Raw genomic sequence first — 20,791 nt, 5'->3', positions numbered from 1 at the left:
TCAGGCCCGACCGTCATTTGCGGTTGGCAGCGGCGCGCATGACCGCTAAGGCGCGGGCGGACGGCGGTCCCAAGGGTCGCCGCCATGATCGCGCCGGTGCCTCGCAAGAGGCTTAAAATGGGAAGGCGGTGCGGATGGGGCGATGGCCACCATCCCAAGCCGCAGCTGTCCCTGCAACTGTAAGCGGAGAGCGCGACGCACGGGCTTCCCCCATGGGGGAAGCGACCACTGGGTCACGGCCTGCGGGCCGGACCTGGGAAGGTGTGCGTCAAGCCCAGACCCGCGAGCCAGGAGACCTGCCGGCGATGCGTCGCTCTTGCCCTGGCCCAGGGGTTGGCCATGGCACGGACCTTTCCGTCTGAGCGACAGGATGAAGCGGCCGGGGCCGCTGCGGGCGGATCCATGGGCGAACATGCGCCCGGCCATGGATGACGGCCGGCTGACGCTTGCGGCGAGGGGGGGACGTCTCCACGCCCGAAACTCGGCGAGCCCCTGCCCTGTTGCTCAGGCGCGAAGGGGGTTATCATGAAACGCAATATCGCCGTATCTCTTCTCTCGCTCTGCTGGGCCGGCTCCGCATTGGGCCAGAGCGACGGTTCCCAGACTTTCCCGGGAGAAGCCGACACCTCGCTGATCGTCACGGGATCGCGATCGGGCGATCTGGTGCCTGTCAACCTGACCGGGGCCAGCGTGACCGTGCTCGACCAACAGGCGCTGGAAACCCGGCAGACACGCATCGTGTCGGACATACTTCGCGATGTTCCGGGCCTGGCGGTCAGCCGTTCCGGGACCATCGGCGGATTTACCCAGATCCGCATACGCGGCACCGAAAGCAACCATGTGCTGGTGCTGATCGACGGCATCGAAGCATCCGATCCCTATTATGGCGAATATGATTTCGGTACGCTGATCGCCGACCCGATGGCGCGGGTGGAGGTGCTGCGTGGCCAGCAATCGTCCCTTTACGGGTCCGACGCGATCGGGGGCGTGATCCATTACATCACGCTGACGGGCAAGGAAGCGCCCGGTTTCAGCGCGCGTGCGGAGGGCGGATCATTTGGCACGGCCGCCGGCACCGTCCGCGCCGCCGGTGTCTCCGGCGATCTGGATTATGCTCTGTCGGGTGCCTATTACCGCACCGACGGGACGCCGACGGCCCGTTACGGTTCACGCGACATAGGGTCCGACAATGCCGGACTGAGCGCCAAGCTGATCTGGACCCCGGCCGACAACTTCACCCTAACCGGTGTTGCCCGCTACAGCTATACGCGTGCGGAAACCAACAACAGCGAACTCGATCCGGGCAGCCCCGCATTCGGCTATATCGTCGACAGCCCCGGCGTCTATTACCGCAACCGCGCCTTTTACGGCCTGGTCCGCGCGGAACTGACGGCGCTCGACGGGCGCTGGACCAACGCGGTCACGGCGCAGATCGCCGACACGCAGCGCAAGGGCTATGCCTATGGCGGGCTGGACAATGGCGACAAGGGACAACGCTACAAGGGGTCGTTCGAATCCAGCATCCGGCTGGGCGACGACAGCCTGTCGCACCGGCTGACCGCCGCCGTCGACGTCGAGCGCGAACAGTTCCGCAACCTCACGCCGTCCGATTTCACCTTTCAGGGCAAACGGCATACCGACAATGTCGGGCTCGTGGGTCAATATGAGCTGTCGGCCAATGATGCGCTGTCGCTGGGTGCCTCCGTCCGTCACGATGCCAACAACCGCTTCGCCGACACCACGACATGGCGTGTTCAGGGCAGCTATCGCTTTGCGACCGGCACGCGGGTGCGCGGCGCCTATGGCACGGGGGTCAAGAATCCGGGCTATTATGAACTTTATGGCTATTCGGACGGCCGATATATCGGCAACTCCGACCTGAAGCCGGAAAAGTCGGAAGGCTGGGAAGCCGGGATCGAGCAGGAACTGGGCGGCACGTCCACCATCGGCGCGACCTGGTTCCAGTCGAAGCTGAAAGACGAGATCTACACCAGCTATCCGGCGCCCACCTATGTCGCAACACCCGACAACCGGTCGACGCGATCGCGCCAGCACGGCGTGGAAGTCTTCCTGAGCGCACGCCCGATCCCGCAAATCCGGATCGACGCCGCCTATACATGGCTGCATGCGCGCGAGAACGGGGCGGTGGAGATCCGCCGGCCCAGGCATATCGCCAGCTTCAACGCGACCATATTCAGTCGTGACGAGCGGTTCTCCGGCACGCTGACGCTGCGATACAACGGACGGCAGCAGGATCAGGCCTATACCGATCCCAGCTATGTCCCGGTATCCGTCTCGCTGAGGGAATATGTCCTCGCCAATCTGAACGCGGACTATAAGCTGACCCCGTCGATCACGGTATTCGGGCGGATCGAAAACCTGGCCGACGAAACCTATGAGGACGTGTTCAGCTATGCGACGCCTGGCCGTGCCGCCTATGGCGGGATCAGTGTCCGCTTCTGACCGAACCGGTCGCCGGTCGAGGGGCGTTGGCCTTCATGGCCAGCGCCCGCACGGCCTGCACATAGGCGGGTCCGCCGCAAACGGTCCATGCCTGCGGGATGGCGATGCGGGGGATATCGCGCAGGGCGGGGTGGGTCAGCATCTGCGTGCCCTGGTCATGCGCGGGACCGGTCGGGCTCTCGACGATCAGATAGTCCGGGCGCGCGGCCACCATTTCCTCCAGGCTGAGGATGGACAACGGCGGACGGTTCAGCCGGGCGGCGAGGTTCACCATGCCCGCGCGCCGCATCATATCGTCGACCAGCGTGCCCGTGCCGGTCAGGTAACCGCGCCGCTGATAATAGGCCGCGACAACCGGTGCCCGTGCACGCGGCAGGCGGGCAAGACCGGCATTCATCCGCGCGATCAGCGCCTCCCCCCGGTCGGGATGACCGACCGCGCGGGCTACCACGCGGATCGACGTCAGAATATCGGCATAATTATTGGCGAACGGGACATCGAGTGTCGCGTATCGCCGGGTGCCCAGTGCCAGCAGCGCCGGGCTTCCGCTGGCCGGCATGCCCACGACGAGGTCGGGGGCCAGCGCCAGTATTTCCTCTGCGGACCCGCCGACCGTCGGCACGCCGCGCGCCTGCTTCGCCGACGCGGACAGTTCGGGATCGGTGACATTCCGGGTCAGGGCGGCGATCTGGTCGCGGTCGGCCAGCGCCAGCACCAACTGGTCGGCGCACACGTTGATCGACAGGATGCGACGCGGCGCCCCGTTCATGGCCCCGGCAACCGTGCCGGCGCCGCCCGCGTTGCTGCCGGCGAGCGTAGCGAGCACAAGAAAAGCCGACAGGCGAACTATGGCAGGGACGGCGGGCACCGCCTTCCCATAGCAGGCCGCCAAACGCATACAAGCGGCGCGAAAGCGATGCCGGTTTGAAACCAGCCGCGCGCCACCCCCTGCTGCTGCCGCTCCTGCTGTTTGGCCTTTTCGGCGCCACGCTGGCGTCGCTGGCGCTCGGTCCGGTGGCGCTGTCGCCAGAGCGCCTGTGGTCGGCGGTCCTTGGCCATGGCGACCCCGTCGCAACGACGATATTGTGGGAATTGCGATTGCCGCGCACCTTGGTCGGACTGATCGTGGGCGCCATGCTGGGACTGGCGGGCGCGGTGCTTCAGGGCTATCTGCGCAACCCGCTGGCCGAACCGTCCGTGCTGGGCACATCCAACGCCGCCGCGCTCGGCGCCGTCGCTGCACTCTATTTCGGCATCGCCCAGTGGCATGTCGCGATGTTGCCGTTGCTGGCGATCGCCTGCGCGCTGGCGGCGATGCTGCTGCTGTTCGCCATCGCAGGCCGTTCGGAAAGCGGGCTGACCCTTATTCTGGCCGGCATCGCGGTTTCGACCCTTGCGGGCGCGGGGATCAGCCTCGCCCTCAACCTGTCGCCCAACCCGTTTGCTGCCATGGAAATCATGAACTGGCTGCTGGGGTCGATCGAGAACAGGTCGACCCAGCATCTTTGGATCGCCCTGCCGGGTATCCTGATCGGCGGTGCCCTGTTGCTCGTCGACGGACGGGCGCTGGACGCGCTGGCACTGGGCGAGGATGGCGCGCGATCATTGGGTGTAGACCTTGGACGATTGCGTTTGCGCATCATATTCAGTCTGGCTGTCGGCGTTGGCAGCGCGGTGGCGGTTTCCGGGGCGATCGGCTTCGTCGGCCTGATCGTGCCGCACATCGTCCGCCCCCTTACCGACCGCAGCCCCTCCGCGATCCTGCTGCCCTCACTGCTGGGCGGTGCAGTCCTGCTGACTCTGGCCGACATCGCCGTGCGATTGGCGCAGACCGGCACCGAGCTGAAACTTGGTGTCGTCACGGCCTTTCTGGGGGTGCCGGTCTTTCTGCTCCACCTGTTCCGGGAGCGACGCCTATGGTGACGATCAGGCTCGACGGCGTTTCGGCACGGATCGGCCGCCGCGACGTCTTGCACGATATCAGCGGCCTGATCGCCCCCGGCAGGTTGGTCGGTATCATCGGCCCCAACGGGGCGGGAAAATCCACGCTGATGCGCTCGATCCTGGGCCTCGTTCCGCTCAGCGGCGGCGCGATCACATTCGACGACCGACCCATCCGGCAGCTTTCGACGCGCCAGATCGCCCAGACCATCGCCTATCTGCCGCAGGGCCACATGCTGCACTGGCCGCTCAGCGTGACACGACTCGTGACGCTCGGCCGCTTGCCCCATTTGGGGCCACTGGCCCGGCCGGGGGCGAGGGATATGGCAGCGGTGAAGGCGGCCATGCACCGCGCCGACATCGGGCATCTGGCCGACAGGGCCGCCACCGAATTGTCGGGCGGCGAACGGGCGCGCGTCATGCTGGCCCGCGCGCTGGCGGCAGAGGCGCCAGCGCTGGCGGTCGATGAGCCCCTTGCCTCGCTGGATCCGGGACATCAGATCGACGTGATGGAGTTACTGGCGGCCGAGGCACGATCAGGCGCGCTCGTTCTCGCTGTTCTTCATGACCTGACGATGGCGGCGCGCTACTGTGACCGGCTGCTGCTGCTCGACAAGGGACGGCTGGTCGCTGACGGATCGGTCAATGACGTGCTGCGCGAGGACCGGCTGCGTGCCGTTTATGGCGTGACGAGCCATATCGACCTGACCAGCCAGCGCCCGCTGGTCGTCCCGACGGCGCGTTGGACCGAAGGGCGCTGACACCCGCTCGGCTTCGCAATGGCGCCATGGGTCCGCGCGGTGTCACGGTGAGACCGACGCGGAACTGGTCGTGCGCTAGAAGAGGTGCTGGACAAGCAGCCATGCGGGGAAGGCAGCCAGCGCAAGAAACGTACCCAGGGGAACGCGCGCCGTTCCGTTTCGGGCGCGCCCCGTCGCCAGCATGACGATCAGGCCGGTCATGGATGCGATCAGCAGCAGGAAGGGCAAGGCCTGCCATCCGAACCAGGCGCCCAGCGCGCCGAGAAGCTTCGCGTCGCCCAGCCCCAACCCATCGCGGCCGCGCAGCAGGCGATAGCCAAACCCAATGCCGAACAATATGCCATAACCGGCAGCGGCACCGATCAAGCGGTCAGCCAGTCCCGTATCCGTGGACCAGAGCCCGATCGTCAGGCCGAGAAAGGCGAGCGGAAGGGTGAGCGCATCGGGCAACCAGAAATGGCGCCAGTCCATCACCGCCAGCGTCAGGAGCAGCCAACCCAAGCAGGCCCAGCCCGCCCCGCCCAGATCCGGTGACAGACCGACCGCGAGCGCGCCGATGGCGGCGCAGCCCACCTCCATCCAGCCGTGAAACGGATCGATCGCCTGACCGCAGGTCCGGCAACGCCCCCCCTGCACCAGCGCCGACAGGACCGGGACGAGATCGCGGGCCGCCAATGTCCGGCCACATCCATCACAGGCCGACCGGCCGTGCAAAACGCTCGTCCCCACCGGCCAGCGCAATATCAGCGTGGCCAGGAAGCTGCCGAAAATCGCACCGGCCAAGGCACCAAGCACCGCCGGCAGCACGGCAATCACAGCCGGCCTTCGACCCGCAACGATTGCGCGTTACCCGTTCGCGCAAAGCCCGACAGCGCCAATATGTCCGAAAGCGCCGGATCGGCGGTCTCGATCCGCATCTGCGCGACATATCGTCCCGATCGCCATATGCGCAGGTCGATCTTTTCAAGGCCGGACTGGCTCACGAGCGGAAGCAGGATTGCATCGCCATCGCACGTCACCGTGCCGGACAATCCCTGCGTCAGGTTAAGTCCGGGGAACTGGCCGGCCATGCGCGCACGCACGCGCCCTTCGGCATGGCCGCAACTGTCGCCGCGATACCATGCAGTGACATCCTCCATCATCAGGCTGCCGACCGGCAGGGGCGCGAAGGTCCGGCCCAACGGAATCGGGCCGGTTACATCGTCAATGCCGATCCGGCCGAATCCGACCGTCAATGCGCCGCTGATGTCGTCGGCCAGGCCCTGGGTGCGTGCGATGTCGAACCTTGCCCGTCCGACCAGCAAAGACATGGGCGACAGGCCCGCGCGCACCGGCCCGATCGGCATGTTGCCCAGCATCAGCTGGTCGATCCGCCCCATCCAGATCGTCCCGCTGACGTCGCGGGCCGCAACGCCGAGCCGATCCAGCCCGGAAAAGCCGAGCGCGACGCGCAGCGGAAAGAACAGGATCATCCCCAATAGCAGCACCAGCAGCAATGCGATGCGGCTACGGCGCCCCAGACGCAGGCCCATCATTGCCCGCCTCCTCTTGCCAGCACCGCCTGTACCGATACGCTGCCCGCCGTCGGTGAGGGGCGCGCGCTCATCGTTTCCACGCGCACACCCTGCGTCTCCAATCCCGTGAGCCAGGCGAAAAGCGCGATCGGCCGCACCGCTGCAATGGCGATCTCCATCCGGTCATTGCCCTGAGGCTGCGCGCGTTCCAACGTCAGGCCCGCTTCTCCCGCGCTCTGACCGACATATTGGTCCAGCGCCATGGCGGGCACCGCAGCCCGAGACGGGCGCGGCAAGGCACGAAGCTGGGCGACGGCGGCGCGGACGGCGGCATTGCGGTCGGTCGCTTCGCGCAGCGTCATCCGCGCGTCGCGCTGAGCCCGGTCAAGTGGAACCAGGAGGCCGAACCACAACAAAATCGCGCCCAGCAAGGCGAACATGACACCCAGCATCCACCGCTCGCGCGGCGACCGTTCGGCCCATAGGGTTTGCAGCCTGTCCATCATGATCGCACCGTTATGTCCGCCAGCGTTCGCCCGCCCGGATCCTGCGAGGGCGTCGCCGTAATGGTGAAACCCGCAGCCTGGAGCGCAAGCAACACATTGTTGATATCATCGGCCCGCGCGGCCGCCAGCGTCGCCCGGACCAGACCGTCGGGATCGCGCGACAGACCCGTCAAGGCAACGCCCGGCGTATCCTGTATCGCCGCGAACAAGGCAGCGACCGGCGCGGTGAATGCCCGTCCGCCGGCGCCGCGCGCGGCAAGTTTCGCTTCCATCTGCTGCTGGGCCTGGACAGCGTCCGTCGCGCCCGGCACGACCTGCTGCGCCAGCGTCAGGCTTTCCCGATCGAGCCGGCCGGCTTCGACATGCTGCTTGACGATGCCGGTCAACGCGATCAGCAGGCTCGCCACCAGAATGAGGCCGCTCCACAATGCGATGCGGGCGAGCACCGATCGGTCCATCGGCCGCCGCACCCGCTTGGCGAAGTCGCCCTGCCGCATGTCGAGCGGCGGCTTGTCGAGCGCGGCGATCGCCCGCTCGTCAATCACGCCGGGGGGCACGTCGACCATGGCGGCGGCGCCCGCCAGCACGTCGAAGGCCATGTCCTGGGTCAACGCCAGATCGGCACCACGCAGCACCGCCGTACCGCCGATATCTCCCCGCGCGAAGCCCTGTTCCGGTTCGGGCAGCAGCAAAGGTGCCGGCACGATGATGTCCGGGTCCAGTCCATGATGCTGCGCCCACAGCAACCAATGCTGCATGTCGCTGCGCGCCGCGACCGCAACGATATGGGGACGGGCCGGGTCTTCGTTGGCGTCGGCGGCGGCAAACATCTGGTCTGCGGGCGCGATGGATGCCCCGAGCGCGGCGAGACGGGCCGCTGCGCGCGCCTGACGTACCGGAAGTTCCGGATGCCGCACCCAATGCAGCACCGTCAGGGCAGCGGGAGGCACCAGCAACTGGCGCATGTCCGCAGGCAGGGCCGCCATGCCGCAGGCGGCGAGCCAGTTCACGCCGGATCCGGACTGAACCGGCACACCATCGATCACGCGCATCCAGCGCGGTTCGGCATCCGCCGCCTCGGGCAGGAACAGGATGAGGGCATCCTTGCTGCTCATGCCCCCGCCCCCCAGTTGCGGCGTATCAGCCTGACCGGGTTTTCGCGCGCATCGACCAGCGCCCGCTCCACCAGTTGCGTTCCCCCCACGTCCACCGAAACGTCCACTCCAAAAAATCCGGTCTTGAGCTTTACCTGCTCGGCGACCTCCGCCATCGGCGACAGGCCCGCAAGCGCGGGCAGCGCCCAGAACCGCACCGTGCTGCCGTAGCCGTCCTCGGGTCGTTGCGCCAGCAATTGCCGCGCCTGCGCCACGCTGAGCTGCCCCGGCAAAAGCATGGCGAACAGCGGCGCCTGGTCCGGCAGCAGCGTATTGATGTTGATCGGCGACAGATCCGTGACAGGCAGCGCGCATATCCAGGGGCGCGCGAGATCGTAGATCGCCGGCGTGACCCCTTGGACGGCACGCAACTCGCTGGGATCGACCATCATGCGGTTCGCGGTCCGATATGGGTGCGCCAGCCGGGCATAGCTTTCGTCCTCGCCACCGCCCGGTTGGGGCACGCCGTCGCTGTCTATCCAATCGGCGAGGCTCGCTGCGGCACCCTGCGCCGCGCGCGCGTCGACCCCCAGCGCCTGGAGCAGGGCCTGAAACTGAGCGACGCCGGCCGGACGTACCTTGAGAGCCGCTTCACTGTCGCCACTGACGACGCTGTTCAGGTTGAAGCAGTTGCCTGCGTCGGTCACGCGCGCGATTGCCGTTCCGCCGGGCACCGGAATCGCTTGCGGCGCGTTCATCCATCCGCCCTTCAAGGTGATCCGCGCCGGATTGGAAGCGACCAGATCGCCGATGCGCAAACGTGCGATCTCCGTTCCGGCGTCGGCATAGGCACGCGCCTGGTCCATGGCTCCGCCGTTCCCGGTCATGCGCGTCGCCAGCGCGACCCGTTCGAGCGCGGTCGACGCGACCACCGCCATCACCGCCACCAGCAGCAGGACCGTGAGCAGGGCAGCGCCGCTTTCATCATGCTTGCGCGGATCAGGCATCGCTCGTTCCTTCCGCCAACGGCCGCTCGTCCGGTCCGGGCGCGACCAGAAACCGCAGCGTGACGGGCGGTTCTCCGGTTCGCGTCACCGTCATCTCCACCGCGCGCGGCAGCAGATCGGGCTGCCCCGGCGTCCAGTCGTCGCGCCACGCCCCCCTGGCATCGCGGAAACGTAGCCGTACATCCTCGACATGATCGAGCAGCGTTGCAGGATCGTCCCCGGCCGCGCCGTCGAGTTGCGCGTAGGTCCGCCGCTCCAGCCGCCCCATACGCACCCAATATTCGACCTTCTGCAGCGAGGGCCGGGGAAGATCGCCCAGATTGTCCCACCCGCCCCGCACGAACCGCATGACGGGCAGCGCATCGCCATCGTCATGCGCCCAGAAGGCCGGCGCCAGCGTCCCGGCCTCCGTCCGGGTCACGCGGCTGACCGCCTGGCCCAGGTCTGCGGAGAGTGCGCCGGCCGCACGTTGCACGGAAGCCAGATCGTCCAGCCGCGCCTTGACCTGAGCCTGCGCCGACACGCTGTTGCCGAGCAGCAGCACGCCCGCGCTCGCCAGCATCGCGAAAATCATCAGCGCGACCAGCAATTCGATCAGGGTGAAGCCGCGTTCGTCGCACATCGGCGGGCTTGCCTTAGTCATGCGGTAGTCCGCAGGAAATCGAGCACCACCGGCGAGGCGCCGGCCTGGCCATCGACGGTGACCTCGACCTGCAACAGGCGCTTGTCGTCGGTCGCCGTCACGACGCGGCGCCAGTGCCAGCGCCGTCCGCCATTTTCGCTGTCACCCTCCGTCTCGCCGATCGAGGGCGGAACAGGGTCGGTCTGGACTTCGACCATCAGGTTGCGCGCCACGATCTGCCCCAACGCCTTGCTGTCCAGATCGGCGGCCGTTCGCAGGGTCACGCCCTGCAACCGGACCAGCGCCAGCGCGGCGAGGCTGAATACCGCCAGCGCAACAAGCATTTCCAGCAGGGTGAACCCCGCTTCACGGGAACGCGCCGTTTCAACCACCGACCAGCACCTTCCCGGCCATGTCGACGGTGATCGACACGCGTTCGCCCTCGCGGGCCAATGTCACGGTCAGCGGATCGGTCGGCAGGCCGGTGCCGTCAAAGGCGATTTGCTGACGTCCTTCCGCGCCCACCAGTGCCCGCGTGCCTTTGTTCCAGTTGGCCGTTGCAAAGGGCCTGCTGTCCACCGGCGCCCAGATTCCGCCATCGCGGCGCTGGAAGCCGTAACCCGATGCCGAGACCCACAGGCCCATGGGCCGCGCGGTCACGACCGCTTCGTCGCGGGCGGCGGCAACGCGCGCGGCGAAGCGGTCGGCGTCCTCCACCACCCGGCCGCGCGGATCGGGCATGGCAAGAATGACGGCTGCCGAGATGAAGCCGATGATGGTCAGCACGACCATGAGTTCCAGCAACGTGAAGCCGCCCTGCGACCGATCAGAGATCGCCGGAGTGGATATCCGCATTTTCCTGATCCCCGCCCGGCTGACCGTCGGCGCCCAGCGAACTGATGTCAAAAGCGCCCTTGCGCCCCGGCACGGTATAGACATAGGCCCTGCCCCACGGATCGTCGGGCAGTTTCTTGATATAACCGCCCCGGCGATAGCGTTGCGGCTGCGCAAGCGAAGCCGGCGGGCTGAGCAGTGCCTGCAGGCCGTCGCTTGCCGCCGGGTAGGTCAGGTTATCGAGCCGATATTGCTCGAGCGCCTGCTCTATGGTGGCGATGTCCGCCTTCGCCTTTTCGACGCGGGCGGTGTCGGTCGCCGGGATGACGTTGATCGCCACGATCGTGGCCAGCAGGCCGATGATGACGATCACGACCATCAACTCCACCAGCGTGAAACCATGTTCGGCGGAGCGCCCGACGGCCGTCGGCCCTTCGTCGTCCTCGATCCCCGCGGCGCGGATATTCTTCCAGTTCGGCATTTTCACTCCTTCAAGCCCCGGTCAGGCTTTGCAGCTGCAAGATCGGCAGCAGGATGGACAGGATGATGACGGCAACGATGCCGCCCATCAGTATGATGATGACCGGCTCCAGCATCGCCAGCGCGGCGGAGGTGAAGCTGTCGAATTCCCGCTCGAGATAGTCGGCGGCGCGTTCCAGCATGGTGTCGAGCCGCCCGGCACTTTCGCCACTCGCAGCCAGATAGACCAGAAGCGGGGGGAATACGCCCGCTCGCCGAAGCGCCGCAGACAGGCTGCCGCCGCCCCGGATTGCCTCGACAATGTCGTCCGACGCCTTTCGCAGCACGCGGTTGTGCACCGTGTGCGCGGTCAGCGACAACCCTTCCATCAGCGGCAGGCGGCTTGCGACCATGGTCGATAGCGTGCGCGCCATACGTGCCGCATGCAGATCGCGGATCAGGCGGCCCAGCAAGGGCAGCCGCAGCAGCGTCGCGTCGAACCGATAGTGGAAAGCCTCGATCTTCATGGCGCGCCAGAGGCCCAGCCCGGCGATGCCGATCATCAGGAGCAGCAGCCACCAATAGCCCGCCAGGAAAGCCGAAACGGCCATCACTATCCGCGTAAGCAGGGGCAGGTCCTGGCCGACCGTGTCGAACTGTTCCACCACCTTGGGCACGACGAAGATCATCAGCGCAGCCACGACGCACACGGCGAAGGCAGCCAGCACCGACGGATAGGCGATCGCAGTCAGGACTTTCGAACGGATCACCGCCTGCCGTTCCATCAGGTCGGACAGACGTTCCATGATCGTGGGCAGGCTGCCCGAGCTTTCGCCGGCCGAAATCATGGCACGGTAGAGCGGGGGAAAGCTTTTCGGCTCCGCCCCCAGAGCGTCGGCCAGACGCCGCCCCTCCAATACCCCGCCATGCACCTTGCCCGCGATGGCACGAACATGGTCCTGCTCGCTCTGGCGACCGATCGTGCGCAGCGACTCCTCCAGCGGACTGACCTGGATCAACGTGGCAAGCTGACGAGTAAAGAGCGTGAGTTCCTTGGCACTGAGGCGCGGCGTGCGCAACGACAGGTTCGCTCGCCGCCTGGCCGCCTCCACTGCGCCGGGCTCCAGGCGCACGATGAACAGCCGACGCGCGTCAAGCTTGGCCCGCGCATCGTCGATCGTATCGGCCTTGATCTTCCCGACCCGTTCCTTCCCGGCCGGATCGATCGCCGCATAATCGAAATCAGCCATCGGAGATCGTTTCCACCTCTATCGCATCGCGGCGCGATACGCGAATGGCTTCCTCCGCCGTAGTCTGTCCATCGCGCACCAGCGCGCGTGCCGCCGATCCCAGGTTCGGCGCGTTGAGAAAAGCATGGCGTGCGATCAGCGATTCATCGCCGCCGTCATTGATGAGGCGGCGGATCGTATCATCCACGCGGATCGCCTCGAACACGCCGATGCGGCCCTTGTAGCCGGTGCCGCTACATTCCTCGCAGCCGCGCGCCCGGTAGATGATCGTGCCGAGATCAAAGCCCAGCAGCGCACTGGCCGACTTGTCCGCCTGCACAGGTTCACGGCAATGCTGGCACAGGCGCCGGACCAGCCGCTGGGCGATCACCGCCCGCAGGGTTGAAGCGAGCAGGAAGGGTTCGACCCGCATGTCGCGCATCCGGGTGATGGCGCCCACGGCATCGTTCGTGTGGACCGTCGACAGCACCAGATGCCCGGTCAGCGACGCCTGCACCGCAATTTCAGCGGTTTCGCGGTCACGAATTTCGCCCACCATCACAACGTCCGGATCCTGGCGCAGGATGGCGCGCAGCCCCGCCGCGAAGGTAAGCCCGACCTTGGCATTGACCTGCGTCTGCCCCACTCCCTCGATCGCATATTCGACCGGGTCTTCGACGGTCAGGATGTTGCGGCTGCCGTCATTGAGCTGACGCAGGCCGGCGTACAGTGTCGTCGTCTTGCCCGATCCGGTCGGACCGGTGACCAGGATGATGCCGTTCGGCTCGCTCAGCCCCTCGCGGAAGATGCGGTCCGGAGCCCCGGTCATGCCCAGCAGGTCCAGGTTCATGCCCGCATTCTCCTTGTCGAGAATGCGCAGCACCACGCGCTCGCCCGCCCGGCTGGGCAGCGTCGACACGCGCACGTCGAGCAGCTTGCCGCCCAGCGTCAGGCCGATGCGCCCGTCCTGCGGCACCCGCCGTTCTGCGATGTCTAGCCGCGCCATCACCTTGATCCGGCTTACGACGACGGGCGCGACATGGGGCGGCATGCGCAGGGTTTCCCGCAGCAGGCCATCGATCCGCATCCTGACGATCAGGCCCGTTTCATAAGGTTCGATGTGGATGTCAGACACGCCCTGCCGCGCGGCTTCGGCAATGATCCCGTTGATCAGGCGGATGGCGGGAGCATCGTCGGCGCTGTCCAGCAGGTCGTCGGCAGTAGGAATATCGGCAGCGAGGATATCCAACTCGTCGGCCCCGACCTCCAGCGATCCTGCCATCGCAGCCGCGCTCCCCTCCATCGCATAATGATCGGACAGATGGCGGTCGAACTGCGGCGGCTCCACGAACCGCACGTCGAAACTGCGTGCCAGATGGCGGCGCACCTCCAGCAGGACGCGCGGATCGCTGCCGTCGCGTACCGCGATCGTCAGGCGCTCGCCCTCCGGCGGCAACAACACCACGCCATGCTTGCGCGCGAAGGTGTAGGGAATGTCGATGGGGCGCGCTGCGGACGGCGCAGGCAAGATCGGCTCGTCGAAGCCTTCGGTCATCGCCCCCCTCCGCTTGCCGGTATCTCGACGGGCCGCACCACGCCGCTGGATTGGCGGACGGACGGCTCGATCACTTCCGGCGTCGCCTGCGCCTGGGGCTCGACCAGCGTGTCGCCCGGCTGCGGCGGCAGCGGCGGTGTCGCGCCCATATAGTCGCGCACCAGTTCGTCGATCGACGGCTCGATATCCGGGTTGCGATTGAGCTGCATGTTCCGGACATAGCCGTAGCGCTGTTGCGTCAGGCGCCGCGCGTCCTCCTTCGACTGCAGGATGGTGGGGCGGATGAAGACCATCAGGTTGGTCTTGGTCCGGCTGCGGCTGCGGCTCTTGAACAATTCACCGATACCGGGAATGTCGGACAGCAAGGGGATACGTTCGATGGTTTTTCGCTCATTATCGTCGAGCAGGCCGCCCAGCGCCAATATCTCGCCGTCGTCGACCGTCACGGTCGTCTCTATCTCGCGCTTGTTGATTACCAGATCGCTGTTGCTGTTGCTGACCGGGCCGGCGACGCTCGACACTTCCTGTCGCAGGAACAGTTTGATCGCTCCGCCGGTGTTGATCTGCGGCTTCACTTCCAGTTTTATACCGACATCCTGCCGCTGGACGGTACGAAACTGGTTGTCGAAATTCTGGCTCAGCGCCTCGCCTGTCGTCACAGGCACCTGCTGCCCGACCAGGATCGATGCCTTCTGGTTGTCCAGCGTCATCACCGACGGCGTGGACAGCAGATTGCTTTCGGTATCGGACTTCACGGCGTTGATGATCGCCCCGAAAATGCCGTTCTGGCCGATGCTGCCGCCCAGCCCCGCAATGGCGCCGGTCGCGCTTTGCAGGCTGTTGACCGCCGCTGACTGGAGCGTGCTCGCAAGGTCGTTGTTGGTCTGGGTCTCGGTCGTCGTGGTGGTCCCGTCGGCCGCGACCACGGTCGTTTTCGTCGTCCCCAGCCGATCGGCGGCATAGGCGCCCGCCAGGGTCAGCAGATTGGGCGAGGCGTTGGAATAGTTGGTCGCGGCGAAGCCCGTGCTGGTGCTGCCCAGCAGGAACTGGACGCCCAGCTTTTTTGCCGCCGCGTCGCTGATCTCGACGATGATCGCCTCCACCAGCACCTGCTCTCGCCGCGTGTCGATCTGCCGGATCGTTTCGCCCAGCATCCGCTGCACGTCGCTGTTGGCTGCGACGATGATCGCATTGGCCCCTTCGTAACGGGTGACGATAGCGGGTCCCCGCGTGGATATGCCGCCGCCCGACGATCCGGGCGATGCCGCAGCAGCCGGCACCGCCGCCTGCGATGCGGCCGATGCGTTCGCGGGCGCGCCGTCGGCCGGCGTTGCCGCGCTCACCGGCTGACTGGTCGATTGGCCGACCAGTTGCTGAAGCACCGGCAGCAGCTTTTCGGCGTCGGCATGTTCAAGCCAGTATACGCGGATTTCGGTTCCGCTTGCTGCCTGGCGGTCCAGTTCGCGCGCCATGGCGGCAAGGCGGGCGACGCTGTTGGCATCCCCCCGGATAGCAATGGAATTGCTGCTGTCGATCGGCACGACCGTAGCGACGGATGGCGCCGCATTCTCGCCACCGCCGGATGCGACCAGCGCCTGCAACGATGTCGCGATCTCCCGCGCGCCTGCATTTTTCAGCATGACCATCTGCGTGGCCGCGTTGTCACGATCGATCCGTGCGATCACCTGCCGGATGCGGGCGATGTTGTCGGCATAATCGGCGATCACCACGCTGTTGCCCGCGCGGTTGGCGGTTACGGATCCGTCCTTGCTTACCAGCGGTCGCAGCGTCTCCAGCGCGCTCTGCGCGTCGATCGATCGCAGGCGGAAGACTTCCGTGACGAAGCTGTTGCGGTTGGCCGCGCGGCCGACGCCGCTGGGTTGCCCGGCGGCGCCGTCGGCCGGCTGGATGCGATAGGCACCGCCCGGCGCGGGCACGGCGACCAGACCGTTCGCCCGCATGGTAGAAAGAAATATCTCGAAATATTCGGACCGGGACAGCGGCCGGTCGGTCACGACCGACACCTTTCCCTGCACGCGACTATCGATGATGAAAGTCCGTCCGGTCACCCTCGCCGCATCCTGGATGAAGGCACGGATGTCAGCGTCGCGCACGTTGAGCGTTTGCTGTGCCTGTAGCGGGGCGTGCAACGGTACGGCCAGCGCAAGCGCGATGGCGGCGGAAACAAGATATTTGCGAGTCATTGGCCTTGCACGATCAGGTTGACGGAAGCGACGGCGGCGCCGCGCTCCACGGTAAGGGACAGGCGCGCGCCCGGCGCGATCTGGTTCTGCAATGTCTGGAGGTCGCCGGCCGCACCGACCGGCTGGCCGTTGATTTTCGATATGATGTCGCCGGGGCGGAAGCCCGCTGCGGCGAAGCCGGGTCCGCGCGACGACAGGACCAGGCCGGTAACGCGTCCGTCTTCCATGCGCGGGGCAAAACCGACGTCGCGCTTCAGCATGTCGGCGGTCACCGGGCCGTCCACCTGGGGCGGCGGCGGCGCGCTCGCCCTATCCTGTGACGCTTCGGCCGGCGCCGTCGTCCCGACGGGCGTGGACTGGTCCAGGAATATCTGTTCCTCGGCGCCGCCACGGTCGATGCTGACATGATCGAAAGCAACGGCTTTCAAGACTACCCCGGGCATGATCTGATCGCCGACGGCATAACTGTTCTGCACGCCGTCGGGTGTGGCGATGATCGCCGATCCAAGTCCCGATCCTTCGTTAAGGCGAACGCCAAAGAGGGTGAGAGCCAGCGACGTGACCACGGCGTTGCCCGTCGCCTCGCGCGCGTCGGAACCAAAGAAGGGATCGAAGCTTGCGAACAGCGCCTGGCGCCCTGCCATCGGCATCAGTTGCGCCTGGCGGCCTTCCCAAGGTCCAAAGCTGCCGACCGGAGTGACGATCACCCAGGCGAAGCGCACGACCTGAAGCATCAGCAGCGCAAGCACGACACGCTCCGTCAACTTGAGCCAGTCCAAGGGCCGGGTAACGGCGCTCCATCCCCGGACCATGTCGCCGAACGGCACACGCATGATTTCACCAACCCCCTAGAGTGACGCATGCCTGCTAGGAAATATGCATTACGGACGAATGACGATTTTATGTCGCTTATATGACGTGGCGCCGGCGCGGCCCCAAAGACTTGCATTTTCCCGCACCAGCGATAGCAAGGCGGCAAATTTCGCACTGCACACTCATACGACCGGGAACAGTCATGTCCGATCTTGCCGTGCGCCCCTGCGCCCCGGATGCCGATCCAATCTGGATCGCCAGCCAGCCGCGCGTTCAGCGCGTGCCGAATCGCGATCTCACCCTTTTCATTCAGCGAAATTTCCTGTCAGCCGAGGAATGCGGCGCGCTGATGACGTGCATCGACGCGCAACGCCGTCCCTCGACCATCGCCGACGCCAATGGCGATGGTTATTTCCGGACCAGCGAAACCTGCGATCTGGACCCCAATGATCCGTTCGTCGCGACGATCGATGCGAAACTCGCTGCCTTCGCCGGTATTGACCCTGCATATGGCGAACCGATTCAAGGTCAGCGCTATGCGGTGGGGCAAGAATTCAAGGCGCACACCGATTACTTCGATCCCAAGGGCCTGGACTATGCCAAATATTGCTCGGTCGCGGGCAACCGGACCTGGACCCTTATGGTCTATCTGAACGAGCCGCGTGCCGGCGGCGCCACGCGCTTCACCAAGATCGGCAAGACGGTCCAACCGGAAACGGGCAAATTGCTGGCATGGAACAATCGTCTGGGTCCGGGCGAACCCAATCCCGCCAGTCTTCATCACGGCATGAAAGTGCGCGCCGGAGTGAAGCATGTGATCACAAAATGGTATCGTGAAAAGCCCTGGGGCTAAACGCCCCTGACGCGATGCTTCGTCGGCATATGGGGACGTTTCAGGTCCCCATGACGGCGATAGTTCGCGATGTTGCCGTTCCGACGATAAAATGACGGCCGATCCATGGGTGACATGGATCGGCCGATGCTTGTCGTGACGGCGGGTTTCGCCCTGCGGCCGTGACCGCCTAGAAGGCGACAGTCAGCGACGCCGCAATGGTCGTGCCGATCTTGTAGCGGTTGTAGAACACCTTGGTGCCGCCTTCTTCCTGGAACTCCTGATATTTCCGTCCCGTGAGGTTGCGCGCCTCCAGCTTGAACTCGCTGTTGACGCCGCCCGGCAGGGTGACAGCCTGACGCGCCACGAAATCCAGAGTCAGGCCCGGCTCTTCCTTGATGTCGGGTTGCAGGTTCGGCCCGCGGCTCGTGACGCGCGGGCTGGCATAGGTCAGCAACAGCGTCTGCTGCGACAGCCTGTCGGTGTCCTCAAGCCCGATCTGGAGGTTCACCAGATGATCCGACTGGCCCGTCAACGGCGCGCCGTCGATGAAATAGTCGGATGCTGCGGGCAGATCGCCGGTGGTGTAGGTGTAGGGGATGGTCGTGTCGCCCGCGCCCACCTTCAGTTTCGACTGGGTATAGGTATAGTTGCCGATCAGGACCAGGCGTCGGCTTTCGAAGAAGGGGCCGCTCAGACCATCCAGCGGGACATATTTCTGCGCCTCGACCTCGACGCCGTAAAGCGTTGCTTCCGGCGCGTTGGCGAAGCTGGTCGTGACCGCATAGGTGTCCGTAATGGTGGTATAGGTCTCGATCGGGTTGTCGATCTTCTTGTAGAAGGCCGACGCGGTGAGCCGCTCGTCACGGCTCATATACCATTCCGCGCGGATGTCGGCGTTCCACAGTTCGCTGTCCTTGAGGAACGGGTTGCCGCGATAGAAGCGGTTCGATTCCGTGTCGATGAACGGCTGAGCGATCAGTTCGCGGAATTGCGGGCGCGCGATCGTCTTGGATCCCGACGCGCGGAACTGCAAACCGCCGCCGGCATCGTAGGTCAGCGTCAGGGCCGGCAGCCAATAGTCGTTCTTGATCTGGTTGAACGGTATCACGCCGGTCGAATAGACATCGACGCCGGTCACCGACTGGCGGCCGCTTTCATAGCGGACACCTGCGTCGAAACTCAGGCCGGGGAACAGCTCCGCCTTCACCTGGCCATAGCCGGCATGCACCCGCAGCGCAGCATCATAGACCGGATAATTGCCCGAGAAATCAAGCAGACCAAGGTCGAAGAGCTGGATCGTGGCGTCGGACAGCAGATAGTCGGGACGTTCCTGTTGAACCGCGATCGGCAGATTGGTGGCATCGAAATGCAACTCGTAGCGCGACGAGGTGCGCTTCGTATCCGTGAACGCATAACCGGCCGTGACGTTGAAGCCCGGCGCAATCTTGTAGCTCAGGTCCGCGCCCGCCGACCAGAGATCCTCATTCAGGTCGCTGAAGGTAATCGACGCGTCGCCGCGCTGACGGTTGAGCGCGTTGACGAAACGATCCCCGACGGGATCGACGTCCAGGTCACGGTTGGTCCGGACATAGACGAATTCGCGCTCATAGGGCGCTTCCCGCTGCGAATTGGCATAGCCACCGCGGAGGTCAAGGCTCAAAGCATCGTTCAGCTTGAATTCGCCGACGAGCTGCGTGTCGATCAGCTGCCGCTCATACCAGGCGGTCTGCTGCGTCATATAATCGGCGCCCTGGATCTGGCCGTCATTCTGCCCGACAGAAAGCGCGCCGCGCTTGAGCGTGTCGCGGATATAAAGGTTGGTCCAGCGCAGCTTCTGGTCGCCCCACTCAAGGCCGACGCCGAGCAGGCCGTTGACCGTGATCTGGTTGTCGGTGATGACCTGATCGACGCTCTTGCCTGCGCCTTCGGACACCGTCAGCGATGCCTGTTGCAGGTTGGCGCGCGTGCGCCATTTGTTGCTGTATCCGGCGGTGGCGATGATGCCCAGTCGGCCGTCGCTGCCCACGTCGAACGCCGTTCCGGCATTGAGCGAGCCGGAGAAGTTGAACGGCAGGCTGTTGGTGCGCTGAAGCACCGACGTCTTGCTGTTCAGGAACTGCATCATGATCGCCTGCTGGTCGGCCCGCTCCATGTTGGCGAACGGCACGCCGCTGCCAAATGCATTCTTGAGCAGCGGCGGCACGTCGCGCGAACTGTCGTCAAAGCCGGTCCAGTCCGACTTGCTGCCATAATAGCTGTAGCCAAGCTGGCCGGAGGTTTCGGTGTTGGCCGAACTGCCGACACTCAGTTCCAGATAGGATTCGGTCGGAATGGCCTTGGTCGTCAGGTTGATGACGCCACCGCCGAATTCGCCGGGGAAATTCGCGGAAAAGCTCTTTTGCACCAGTGTCGACGCGATCACGCTGGTGGGGAAAATGTCGAGCGGGACGACACGCTTGAGCGGCTCGGGGCTCGGCAGCGGCGACCCGTTGAGCAGCGCCAGAGAATAACGGTCGCCCAAACCACGTACATAGACATAGCCGCCGGACACGACCGACAGGCCGGTCACGCGCTGGAGCGATCCAGCAATGTCGCCCTCCCCGGTACGCTTGATGTCCGCGGCCGACAGCACATTGACCACCTGGGGCGCCGACTGGGAAATATTGGCCGTCCGACGCCCCGTCACGACGATGTCGGAACCGGGAATGGACACATCGACCTGGTCCTCCTGCGCGGCGGCGGGGGCTGAAGCGGCCTCGCCAGCATCACCGGCAGTAGTGGCAGTGTCGGTCTGCGCCATCGCCATCGGGGCGGCTAGCGCGGTGGAAATCAGGAGCAGGCGCGCCAATGTAAGCGGCTTCGACATGCGAAATTCCCCCTTTTGGGATCTGTCTTGAGCAAGAAGGCGGGGAAGCGTCGGTTCACGCTCCCCCGCCCCTGTTGAGGTCAGGTGT

At 65.6% G+C, this 20,791-nt stretch carries 19 protein-coding genes and 1 riboswitch; of the genes, 4 read left to right on the top strand and 15 right to left on the bottom strand.

Translation table 11 applies throughout. From position 1 onward, the window contains the following. The first annotated feature begins 77 nt into the window (after nt 1-77). Nucleotides 78-319, top strand: a riboswitch (cobalamin riboswitch). A 206-nt stretch (nt 320-525) separates the two neighbouring features. Next, a complete protein-coding gene (locus tag J3E64_RS13715; protein ID WP_253343577.1) occupies nt 526-2,463 on the top strand; it encodes a TonB-dependent siderophore receptor in 1,938 nt (645 codons plus the stop codon). On the opposite strand, the gene J3E64_RS13710 is transcribed toward J3E64_RS13715, so the two are convergent. Continuing rightward, nucleotides 2,447-3,331, bottom strand: a complete 885-nt coding sequence (locus J3E64_RS13710) for an ABC transporter substrate-binding protein (RefSeq protein ID WP_253343576.1) — start codon at nt 3,329-3,331, stop codon at nt 2,447-2,449. The two genes, J3E64_RS13715 and J3E64_RS13710, sit on opposite strands and share 17 nt — an antisense overlap. Nucleotides 3,332-3,387: 56 nt before the next feature. Here J3E64_RS13710 and J3E64_RS13705 point away from each other — a divergent pair, with 56 nt between their 5' ends. Continuing rightward, nucleotides 3,388-4,386, top strand: coding sequence for an iron ABC transporter permease (locus J3E64_RS13705; RefSeq protein ID WP_253343575.1), 999 nt, complete (start codon nt 3,388-3,390; stop codon nt 4,384-4,386). Further along, entirely contained in the window at nt 4,380-5,165 is a 786-nt protein-coding gene (locus J3E64_RS13700; protein ID WP_253343574.1) for an ABC transporter ATP-binding protein, read from the top strand. The genes J3E64_RS13705 and J3E64_RS13700 overlap by 7 nt, the downstream gene beginning before the upstream one ends. Nucleotides 5,166-5,240: 75 nt before the next feature. Here the strand turns inward: J3E64_RS13700 and J3E64_RS13695 are convergent, their stop codons facing one another. The 13 genes from J3E64_RS13695 to J3E64_RS13635 are packed head-to-tail and all read right to left on the bottom strand — an operon-like array spanning nt 5,241 to nt 17,022. Further along, nucleotides 5,241-5,981 carry an A24 family peptidase gene (locus J3E64_RS13695; RefSeq protein ID WP_253343573.1) on the bottom strand — a complete coding sequence of 247 codons (741 nt, stop codon included), beginning with the start codon at nt 5,979-5,981 and terminating at the stop codon, nt 5,241-5,243. Further along, on the bottom strand, nt 5,978-6,700 hold the full coding sequence (gene gspN, locus J3E64_RS13690) for a type II secretion system protein N (protein WP_253343572.1): 723 nt from the start codon (nt 6,698-6,700) through the stop codon (nt 5,978-5,980). Before gspN ends, J3E64_RS13695 begins: the two co-directional genes overlap by 4 nt. Continuing rightward, nucleotides 6,697-7,185: a type II secretion system protein GspM gene (gene gspM, locus J3E64_RS13685; protein WP_253343571.1), complete on the bottom strand. Its 489-nt coding sequence runs from the start codon at nt 7,183-7,185 to the stop codon at nt 6,697-6,699. The genes gspN and gspM overlap by 4 nt, the downstream gene beginning before the upstream one ends. After that, entirely contained in the window at nt 7,182-8,300 is a 1,119-nt protein-coding gene (gene gspL / locus J3E64_RS13680; RefSeq protein ID WP_253343570.1) for a type II secretion system protein GspL, read from the bottom strand. The genes gspM and gspL overlap by 4 nt, the downstream gene beginning before the upstream one ends. Further along, a complete protein-coding gene (gspK, locus tag J3E64_RS13675; RefSeq protein WP_253343569.1) occupies nt 8,297-9,286 on the bottom strand; it encodes a type II secretion system minor pseudopilin GspK in 990 nt (329 codons plus the stop codon). Before gspK ends, gspL begins: the two co-directional genes overlap by 4 nt. Continuing rightward, nucleotides 9,279-9,929 carry a type II secretion system minor pseudopilin GspJ gene (gspJ, locus tag J3E64_RS13670; protein WP_253343568.1) on the bottom strand — a complete coding sequence of 217 codons (651 nt, stop codon included), beginning with the start codon at nt 9,927-9,929 and terminating at the stop codon, nt 9,279-9,281. Before gspJ ends, gspK begins: the two co-directional genes overlap by 8 nt. Continuing rightward, the gene (gene gspI, locus J3E64_RS13665; protein ID WP_367398631.1) at nt 9,926-10,300 is read right to left on the bottom strand and encodes a type II secretion system minor pseudopilin GspI; all 375 of its coding nucleotides are present in this window, start codon (nt 10,298-10,300) and stop codon (nt 9,926-9,928) included. Before gspI ends, gspJ begins: the two co-directional genes overlap by 4 nt. Then, a complete protein-coding gene (locus J3E64_RS13660; RefSeq protein WP_253343643.1) occupies nt 10,293-10,700 on the bottom strand; it encodes a GspH/FimT family pseudopilin in 408 nt (135 codons plus the stop codon). Before J3E64_RS13660 ends, gspI begins: the two co-directional genes overlap by 8 nt. Before the next feature lie 34 nt (nt 10,701-10,734). After that, nucleotides 10,735-11,223, bottom strand: a complete 489-nt coding sequence (gene gspG, locus J3E64_RS13655) for a type II secretion system major pseudopilin GspG (protein ID WP_301287283.1) — start codon at nt 11,221-11,223, stop codon at nt 10,735-10,737. 10 nt (nt 11,224-11,233) lie between these two features. Further along, nucleotides 11,234-12,451, bottom strand: coding sequence for a type II secretion system inner membrane protein GspF (gene gspF, locus J3E64_RS13650; RefSeq protein WP_253343567.1), 1,218 nt, complete (start codon nt 12,449-12,451; stop codon nt 11,234-11,236). Next, the gene (gspE, locus tag J3E64_RS13645) at nt 12,444-13,985 is read right to left on the bottom strand and encodes a type II secretion system ATPase GspE (RefSeq protein ID WP_253343566.1); all 1,542 of its coding nucleotides are present in this window, start codon (nt 13,983-13,985) and stop codon (nt 12,444-12,446) included. The genes gspF and gspE overlap by 8 nt, the downstream gene beginning before the upstream one ends. Then, nucleotides 13,982-16,189 (bottom strand): type II secretion system secretin GspD, encoded by a 2,208-nt coding sequence (gspD, locus tag J3E64_RS13640; RefSeq protein ID WP_253343565.1) that lies wholly within the window; start codon nt 16,187-16,189, stop codon nt 13,982-13,984. The genes gspE and gspD overlap by 4 nt, the downstream gene beginning before the upstream one ends. Next, nucleotides 16,186-17,022 carry a type II secretion system protein N gene (locus J3E64_RS13635; RefSeq protein ID WP_253343564.1) on the bottom strand — a complete coding sequence of 279 codons (837 nt, stop codon included), beginning with the start codon at nt 17,020-17,022 and terminating at the stop codon, nt 16,186-16,188. The genes gspD and J3E64_RS13635 overlap by 4 nt, the downstream gene beginning before the upstream one ends. Nucleotides 17,023-17,204: 182 nt before the next feature. Between J3E64_RS13635 and J3E64_RS13630 the strand changes: the two genes are divergently transcribed. Beyond that, nucleotides 17,205-17,855 (top strand): 2OG-Fe(II) oxygenase, encoded by a 651-nt coding sequence (locus tag J3E64_RS13630; protein WP_253343563.1) that lies wholly within the window; start codon nt 17,205-17,207, stop codon nt 17,853-17,855. Between the two features lie 169 nt (nt 17,856-18,024). Here the strand turns inward: J3E64_RS13630 and J3E64_RS13625 are convergent, their stop codons facing one another. Then, nucleotides 18,025-20,703: a TonB-dependent receptor gene (locus J3E64_RS13625; protein ID WP_253343562.1), complete on the bottom strand. Its 2,679-nt coding sequence runs from the start codon at nt 20,701-20,703 to the stop codon at nt 18,025-18,027. Between the last annotated feature and the right edge of the window lie 88 nt (nt 20,704-20,791).

The organism is Sphingobium sp. OAS761, assembly GCF_024168485.1.
Classification (GTDB): Bacteria; Pseudomonadota; Alphaproteobacteria; order Sphingomonadales; family Sphingomonadaceae; genus Sphingobium.
Note: the sequence above shows the minus strand (reverse complement) of the source record. Positions and strands in the feature narration are given on the sequence as shown.